Origin of the sequence: Streptosporangium minutum (assembly GCF_002149035.1) — a bacterium.
Classification (GTDB): domain Bacteria; phylum Actinomycetota; class Actinomycetes; order Streptosporangiales; family Streptosporangiaceae; genus Streptosporangium; species Streptosporangium minutum.
Genome location: NZ_NGFP01000344.1, coordinates 1 through 8212 on the forward strand (window position 1 = coordinate 1; position 8212 = coordinate 8212).

Here is an 8212-nt window from a genome sequence, read left to right on the forward strand (position 1 = left end):
CCGCCTCCCCCGCCTCCACCACGTGGACGACGGCCCGGTAGTCGGCCACGCGCTCGGCGAACAGCTCCACCACCCCTGCCGGGTCCGACGACGTGCGGTAGGCACGGGTGATCTCGACGTCCGGCGCGCCGGCCACGGCCGCGCGGATCCTCGACAGGATCAGCTCCCTGCCGCCCGCGGACACGCCCGCCCGGGGGTCTCGCTCGGCCGCTGTGCCACTCATCGGGCGCCTCCGTCAGTACGGTTCCACCAGTCACGGAAGGACTCGGCGGGGATGTCGGGGATGTCGCGGGTGTCGGTCCAGGCGGACAGCGGGCCGGGCAGGCGTCCGGGGACGAACCTGCGGAAGCGGCCGCCGAGGCGCTGGGCGCGGGCCAGCCGTGCCGGGCGGTTGAACACCCATCCGGCGGCGCGCATGCCCAGACGTTCGGTCCGCGGATGGCGGGCCTTTCCGCGCAGGTGGACCAGGACCTCGGGGATGTCGATCGCCACCGGGCAGGCTTCGAAGCAGGCGCCGCAGAGCGTGGAGGCGTAGGGCAGGGAGGCGTCCAGCGCGGATCCCATGCCGCGGAGCTGCGGGGTGAGGATGGCACCGATCGGGCCGGGATAGACCGAACCGTAGGCGTGACCGCCCGCCCGCTCGTAGACCGGGCAGACGTTCAGGCAGGCCGAGCAGCGGATGCAGCGCAGCGCCTGGCGCCCGACCTCGTCGGCGAGGACCTGGGTGCGGCCGTTGTCGAGCAGGACCAGGTGGAACTCCTGTCCTTCGACCGCGCCGGTCCAGGTGGACGTGTAAGGGTTCATCCGCTCGCCGGTGGAGCTCCTGGGCAGCAGCTGGAGGAAGACCTCCAGGTCCCGCCAGCTCGGCAGGAGCTTCTCGATGCCGACCACGCTGATCAGCGTCTCCGGCAGGGTCAGGCACATCCGGCCGTTGCCCTCGGACTCCAGCACCACGAGCGTGCCGGTCTCAGCGATCATGAAGTTGGCCCCGGAGACGGCGACCTTTGTGGACAGGAAGCGTTCCCGCAGGTGGAGCCGGGCGGCATCGGCGAGGGCGCGGGGCTCGTCGGTCAGCCCCTCGGGCGCCGCGCGGCCCCAGTCGGCCATCTTGTCGTGGAAGATCTCGCGGATCTCCGAGCGGTTGCGGTGGATCGCCGGGACCAGGATGTGCGAGGGCCAGTCGTCGCCGAGCTGCACGATCAGCTCGGCCAGGTCGGTCTCGTAGGCGGTGATGCCCTCGGCCTGGAGTGCCTCGTTGAGGCCGATCTCCTGGGTGGCCATCGACTTGACCTTGACCACGCTGGTCTCACCGGTGGCCTTGACGAGGTCGGCGACGATCCGGTTGGCCTCCTCGGCGTCGGCCGCCCAGTGGACGTGACCACCGGCCGCCGTGACCGCCTCCTCCATCTGGAGCAGGTAGCGCTCCAGGTTGCGCAGGGTGTGGTCCTTGATCTCCTTGCCCGCGGCCCGGAGCTCCGCCCAGTCGGGCAGCTCGGCCACCACCGAGGCCCGCTTGCCGCGGATCGTGTGCGTGGCCTTGCGCAGGTTGAACCTGAGCTGCGAGTCCTGTACGGCCGCCGCGGCGTTCCGGGGGAACGCGGGCATGCCGAGGAACGTGTTGCCTCCGCTCATCGCGTGGCCCCTCCCCCGAGTGCCGGTGTCGCGTGCGGACGAGTCGCGTGCGGACGAGTCACGTGCCGACGAGTCGCGTGCGGACGAGTCACGTGCCGACGAGTCGCGTGCGGACGAGTCACGTGCCGACGAGTCGCGTGCGGACGAGGAGTCCGGTCGCCGGTAGGGGCCGGCGGTCGCGTGGTGCCGGTCATCGGGTGGCCTCCGTGGTGGCGAGGATCTCGGCGAGATGCATGATCCGGACGCCGGCGCGCTGGCGGGTGAGAGTGCCGCCGATGTGCATCAGGCAGGAGTTGTCCGCGGCGCAGAGCACCTCGGCGCCGGTGCTCGTGACGTTGCGCACCTTGTCACCGCACATGGCCGCGGAGATGGCCGGGTTCTTCACCGCGAAGGTGCCGCCGAAGCCGCAGCACTCCTCGGCTCCGGGCAGGGGGACCAGCTCCAGTCCCCTGACCTGCTCCAGCAGGCGGGTGGGGCGGTCGCCCAGGTGGAGTCCGCGCAGGGAGTGGCAGGTCGGGTGGTAGGTCACCCGGTGCGGGAAGTAGGCGCCGACGTCGGTGACGCCGAGGACGTCGACCAGGAACTCGGAGAGGTCGTGGACCTTCGGCACCATCTCGGCGACCTCGCCGGCGAAGGAGGGGGTCGTGGCGCGGGCCAGCCGGGGGTACTGCTCGCGGACCATCGCGGCGCACGATCCCGACGGCGCGACGACCGCGTCGTACCCGGCGAAGACGTCCACGAAATGCCGCGCCAGCCGCGTCCCCTCCTCGGGATATCCGGTGTTGACGTGCATCTGACCGCAGCAGGTCTGCGCCCGGGGGAACTCGACGTCACATCCGAGGCGGCGCAGCAACGTCACGACCGCCTGCCCGGTGCCGGGGAACAGGGTGTCGTTCACACAGGTGATGAACAGGGCGACGCGCACGGCACTCCTTCCGTTCTATGGTCTGACCACAGTATGGTCTGACCATATCGAGTCACAAGAGGAGGGCCCTTGAGCGGATGGCAGCCCGTCCGGCGCACCCGGGCGTTCGAGGATGTGATCGCCCGGATCGAGGAGCGCATCGCGGGCGACGGCCTCACGGTCGGCGACCGCCTGCCGGGCGAGCGCCAGCTCGCCGAGCAGCTCCAGGTCAGCCGCTCGTCGGTGCGCGAGGCGATGCGCGTGCTGGAGACATTGGGGGTGGTGTCCTCGCAGGTCGGCCGGGGGCCCGACGCGGGGGCCGTGCTCACCGCACGGCCCGCCGGAGCGCTGACCGACCTGCTCCGGTTCCACCTCGGGCTGGCGAGCCTGTCCCTTGAGGAGGTCATCGACGCCCGGCTGATGATCGAGCAGTGGTCCGCCGCGCGCGCCGCCGGCCACGGAGCCGACCTGTCGGCCCTGAGCGACGCGCTGGAACGGATGGACCGGGCCGCCACGGCCGAGGACTTCGTCGAGCACGACACCGCCTTCCACGTCGCCATAGCGGAGGCCTCGGGAAATCGCCTGATCGCCGCCATGATGCGCTCCCTGCGCGACTCGGTCCGCCGCTACGCCATCGAGGCGGTCGAACGCCTCGGCGACACGGGCGGCCTCATGACCGACCATCACCTGATCCGTCAGGCCATCGCCTCCGGGAACCCCTCGGAGGCGTCGGCCGCCGTGGAGACGCATCTGCGACGCGCCTATCCGGACATCTTCCGCGCCCCGGTCACCTCAGGGCCTCCGGGCGCCGATGACCGAGGCCGGGGTGAGGACCAGGCTCGGAGTGAGGACCGAGGTCGGGCCGACGGGTGAGGGCGGCCCCACGAACGGGGGCGGCCGGACGGAGTCGGCCGACCGGCAGGTGGCGCCGGAACAGGCCGCCAGGGCGTCGAGCTGCTGGTTGAACTGGGCGATCACCGCGGGCGCGACCTTGGCGGCGAGGTTGTGGAGCTGGTACGGGTCCCTGGCGAGGTCGTAGAGCTGGTATTCGCCGGTCGAGTAGCGGACGAAGGTGTTCTGGGCGGTCCGCATGCCCTGGTAGGCGGGGACCGGGGTCTGACGGGCCGATTTCTCGCTGGTCGGCCGGTAGAACTCGAGCAGGACGTTCTGCCGCCACGGGGAGGGCGTCTGACCGCGCAGGAGCGGGACCAGGGACCGGCCCTCGGCGAAGCCGGGGAGCTGGGCCCCGGCGAGCTCCGCGAAGGTCGGGGCGAGGTCCACGTTGGCCGACATCTCGCTGTTGACGCCACCGGGCCGGACACCCGGCCCGCGGACCACCAGAGGCACCTTGATCGACTCGTCGAACGGGGTCGTCTTGCCCTGGGCGAGCCGGTGCTGCCCCAGATGGAACCCGTTATCAGATGCGAAAAATATGTACGTATTGTCTAGTTTGCCGGTCTCCCTCAGGGTCTTGATCAGCGCGCCGACCATGTCGTCCACGCCGAGCATGGCCCGGAGCCTGCGGCGGTAGCGCTCGTCGATCTTCTCGATCGCCTTGGCGCTGAACCTGGGGCGCGAGCTCAGCCAGTGGGGCTCGGCACTCACGTCCGCCTGGTCGAAGGACGGGGTCCGGGGGGCGACGGCGTCGGCGAAGGCGTTGGCGTACCGGGGCGCGTGGTTGGCCGGGTTGTGCGGGGCGATCGGGGCGAGGTACAGGAAGAACGGATCGGGGCTCTGGGAGACGAACGTCCCGGCCTTCTGGCTGAGCACGTCGGTCAGGTAGTCCTCCGGCGCGGAGCCGTGGGTCGTCAGCACGCCGTTCTCGTTGAGCGTGTAGCCGTACTCCTCGTAGAGCTTGCGCACCGGCACGTCCCACTCGTCCCAGCCCGGCGGCACGTACGTGGGTTCGGCGGCGCCGGCGGGATAGTGGTTGAGGTATTTCCCCATCAGCCCGGTGCGATAGCCGGCCGATTTCATCCACGTACCGAGTGTGGAACGCTCCAAATCGGAATCATGGAACTTTGTGAAACCGCCTTCGGGCGCCGTGTTGGTCAGAACGCCGTGGCTGTGGACGTACTGGGAGCGCAGGATCGACGACCGCGACGGACAGCACCAGGAGTTCGTCACGAAAAACCGATCGAAACTGGTGCCGGCCCCGACAAGTTGATTCCAGATATTCGGGAATTTCTGCAGATCCCCATCGTCCAGGTCGTCGACGAGGATCAACACGATGTTCGGCCGGCCGGCGGCCTGCGCCGTGGCGGGAGTGACTCCCGAGGCGCAGAGGAGGGACAGCAAGATCAGGCACAGAGCCTTGCGGACAGCATCAAGCACATATTCACGTTTCCCGGGCGAGTGAATATCGACACCTTACTCTCGACCGGCCAAGCTAGAACGTGTTCTAATTGCGGTGCGCATATCCGGACGGAGGCCCTCATGAGCACCGATCTGAAACTTGGCCTGAACCTTGGTTACTGGCAGCGGAACGCCGACGACGCCACCGAGATCGTTCAGACCGCGGAACGGCTGGGCTACGGGTCGGTATGGACCGCGGAGGCCTACGGTAGCGATGCCTTCACCCCTCTGGCCTGGTACGGCGCGCGGACGTCCCGCATCAAGCTGGGCACCTCCGTGGCGCAGATCTCGGCCAGGACCCCGGCCGCGACCGCGATGACCGCGATGACGCTGGACCACCTGACCGGCGGGCGACTGCTCCTGGGCATCGGCGCCTCCGGCCCGCAGGTGGTCGAGGGCTGGTACGGCAGCCCGTTCCCCAAGCCGCTGGCCCGCACCCGCGAGTATGTGGAGATCATGCGCAAGATCTGGCGCCGCGAGGAGCCGGTGACCAGCGACGGCGAGCACTACCCGCTCCCCTACCCGGGCGGGGCGGGCATCGGCAAGCCGCTGAAGCTGATCACTCACCCGCTGCGCGCGGAGATCCCGCTCTATCTGGGTGCCGAAGGTCCCCGCAACGTGGCGCTCGCCGGAGAGATCGCCGACGGCTGGCTGCCGCTGTTCGTCTTCCCGGAGAAGATCGAGCAGATGTACGGCCCCTCGCTGGCCGGGGCGGGGCCGGACTTCGACATCGCCGCCATGGTCATGACGCTGATCACCGACGACGTCAGGGCGGGACTGGACGGCGTGAAGATGATGCTGACCCTCTACATCGGCGGCATGGGCGCCAAGAGCCGCAACTTCCACGCCGACATCATCGGCAGGATGGGCTACGCCGAGGCCGCCGAGGAGATCCAGGCGCTCTATCTGGCCGGACGCAGGGACGAGGCGTTCAACGCGATCCCGGACGAGCTGGCCGACGGCATCTCCCTGGTCGGCCCGGTGGAGCGGATCCGCGAGCGCCTCGAACTGTGGCGCAAGAGCCCGGTCACCAGCCTGCTGGTCATGGGCCCCCGCGACGAGACCTCGTTGAAGACGGTCCGCGACCTCGTCCTGGGCTGACCCCCCTCACGGACCGGCTCCGCCCGCGTCTGCGGGGACACCCGGCCGGAAGGTCTGCGCCCGCCGCGCGGGTCCGGCCCCGCGACTCCTTCGGCAGCCGGGGTCCCCGTCCTCCCGACGGTAACGACCCGCCTCCATATTTGCAAGTTTCCCTACTGGTTAAATATGAATAGCTAGTCCGGGCGGGGTGCGGGGTCGGCGGTGACCGAGCGCAGGAGCGGTGCGCTCGCCGCTCCGGCCCCGATCACCCCGGCGAAACCGAGCGTCACGCAGACGAGCAGGGTGACCACGCCGGTGACGTTCACCGCGGAGATGGCGAACGGGGCGGCGCAGAACATGCCGACCGCGATGGCGCCGCCGCCCATGACCGTCAGCGGGATGAGCGTCTCGGCTCGGCGTGCCCTGTCCAGCACCTCCAGCGGGGTGCCCGCCAGGCGGAGCAGGGCGTAGGTCTGCCTGCGGTCCAGGATCGAGGAGGCCGCGGTGATCCCGGCGCTGGCGATCGCGACCAGGAAGGAGACCGCGAGCACGGTCACCGTGCCGGTGCCGATGTCCTCCAGGACCTGGGCGCCGGAGCGGTCCTCGTCGGCGGCCGAGGTGGCGCCGTGCCCCGGGACCAGGCCGTCGAGGGCGGTGCGCGCCCGGTCCACCGATCCGGCGTCGCGCTTGCCGAGCGAGGCGGTGAGCACTCTGGTCGCACCGGTGCCGCCGGCTTCGATCGTGGCGGGGACGCCCGCCGCGGACAGCCGCTCGCGAGCCCCGGCGGTGACCTCGGCCACCTGGGCGGAGGGGACCGCCAGCCGCAGGTCGACGGCGTCCGCGTCGCCGAGCAGGCCGCTTCCCGGGCTGAGCAGGCCGATGAACCCGGCGACGAACCCGGTCATGGCGACACCGCTCACGGTCCGCCAGGCGGCCTTGGGGTCGTCCATCAGGCGGCGTCCGGCCAGCAGCCGGGCGGGACGCCGGGCGGAACGCGAGACGATCCGGCCCAGCATGCCGACCACCCACGGGCCGGCCAGGTTGATGGCGAGGAAGGGGAGGCCGATGACGACGACGGCCATCACGATGGCGCTGTCCACCCTCAACACGGGCACCATCGCGAGGCTCGCCAGCAGCGCGACGACCCGGATGAAGCGCATCGCCGGAGGCGTCTCCCGCTTGGCGACGCCGAGCGGGCTGACCACGATCCGGCGCAGGCCGACGACCGCCGACAGGCCCACGAGCAGCGGTACGGCCAGCAGCACCGCGAGGACGGCGAGCACGCCGGGCCACATGTCGGACAGGAACCAGGGGCCGCCCGCGATCTCGATCCCGGTGAGCAGCGGGATGCCCAGGCCGTACAGCGCCGCGCCGAGCACCGCGCCGCCGAACGCGGTGATCACCGCCTCCGCGACGGTCATCGTGACCACCTGGCCGGGGGTCGCGCCCACCAGCCGGAGCGCGGCCAGGCGCTGGTCCCGGCGGGCCACGGTGAGCCTGGCCGCCGCGCCGCCGAACACCAGCAGCGGCACGACCATGAGCACGCTGGCGATCAGTCCCAGCGCCTTGTACGCCTCGGCGTCGCCCGTCGCCTGCCCGGTGAAGCCGGAGATCTTCATGGGCCCGGCACCGACACGCGAATTGTTCACCGGCCCCGCCGTCATCATCGGGGAGTCGGATCTCTGCCCGCGGACCGCGACGAGCTCGCCGGGGTGGACCAGCGCCTCGTCGCCGACCGTTCCGGCGATCTTCCCGGGGAAGCGGCCGGCGAGCTGGTCGGCCGGGAGCTCCCGGGCGAGCTCGGCCAGCGCCGGGGAGAACCAGACCTCTCCCGGTGCGGGGAAGCGCTCCAGGCCGGGTGGCGGGGCCGCCCCCGGCTCCAGCGCCGCCAGGTCCACGACGGTGATCTGCCGGTCACGCACGTAGTCCCTGCGCACGGTCTCGATCGCCGTGGCCTTCCCGGTCGCCGCGACCGGGTTGCGCCACGCCTCCCGGTCGGCCCGTCCCTGGAAGGCGATGTTGACCGACACCGCGAAGAGCAGCAGCGCGGTGGAGACCGCCACCGCCGCCACGGTCAGCCCCGCGCCCAGCAGGCCACGGCGTCCGCCGCCGCGCAGCAGCCGCCAGGTCAGACCCATCAGCCCGTTCATCCGCTCACCCCGGGAAGGATCTGGGTCGCCGGTTCCCGCGTGACGTCCTGACCGGGGGCCGGGTGCCGCGGGTCGTGCCCGGTGGAGGGGT

General features: G+C 71.1%; 6 protein-coding genes and 1 pseudogene. 2 read left to right on the forward strand and 5 right to left on the reverse strand.

The annotated features are described in order from the left end of the window. The 3 genes and pseudogenes from CA984_RS47505 to CA984_RS40730 all read right to left on the reverse strand — a co-directional run. Nucleotides 1-223 (reverse strand): annotated as a pseudogene (locus CA984_RS47505) (hypothetical protein); the annotation flags it as partial. Next, nucleotides 220-1632 carry a lactate utilization protein B gene (locus CA984_RS40720; protein ID WP_086578689.1) on the reverse strand — a complete coding sequence of 471 codons (1413 nt, stop codon included), beginning with the start codon at nucleotides 1630-1632 and terminating at the stop codon, nucleotides 220-222. The gene CA984_RS40720 and the pseudogene CA984_RS47505, both read right to left, overlap by 4 nt. A gap of 190 nt (nucleotides 1633-1822) precedes the next feature. After that, entirely contained in the window at nucleotides 1823-2557 is a 735-nt protein-coding gene (locus CA984_RS40730; protein WP_086578690.1) for a (Fe-S)-binding protein, read from the reverse strand. 69 nt (nucleotides 2558-2626) lie between these two features. On the opposite strand from CA984_RS40730, the gene CA984_RS40735 reads away from it, so the two are divergent. Beyond that, the gene (locus CA984_RS40735; protein ID WP_086578691.1) at nucleotides 2627-3409 is read left to right on the forward strand and encodes a FadR/GntR family transcriptional regulator; all 783 of its coding nucleotides are present in this window, start codon (nucleotides 2627-2629) and stop codon (nucleotides 3407-3409) included. Here CA984_RS40735 and CA984_RS40740 read toward each other — a convergent pair. Then, the gene (locus CA984_RS40740) at nucleotides 3329-4870 is read right to left on the reverse strand and encodes a sulfatase family protein (RefSeq protein WP_086578692.1); all 1542 of its coding nucleotides are present in this window, start codon (nucleotides 4868-4870) and stop codon (nucleotides 3329-3331) included. The two genes, CA984_RS40735 and CA984_RS40740, sit on opposite strands and share 81 nt — an antisense overlap. Before the next feature lie 102 nt (nucleotides 4871-4972). Between CA984_RS40740 and CA984_RS40745 the strand changes: the two genes are divergently transcribed. After that, a complete protein-coding gene (locus CA984_RS40745) occupies nucleotides 4973-5992 on the forward strand; it encodes an LLM class F420-dependent oxidoreductase (RefSeq protein ID WP_086578693.1) in 1020 nt (339 codons plus the stop codon). 173 nt (nucleotides 5993-6165) lie between these two features. Here the strand turns inward: CA984_RS40745 and CA984_RS40750 are convergent, their stop codons facing one another. After that, nucleotides 6166-8121 (reverse strand): FtsX-like permease family protein, encoded by a 1956-nt coding sequence (locus CA984_RS40750; RefSeq protein ID WP_242676449.1) that lies wholly within the window; start codon nucleotides 8119-8121, stop codon nucleotides 6166-6168. Nucleotides 8122-8212: the final 91 nt, after the last annotated feature.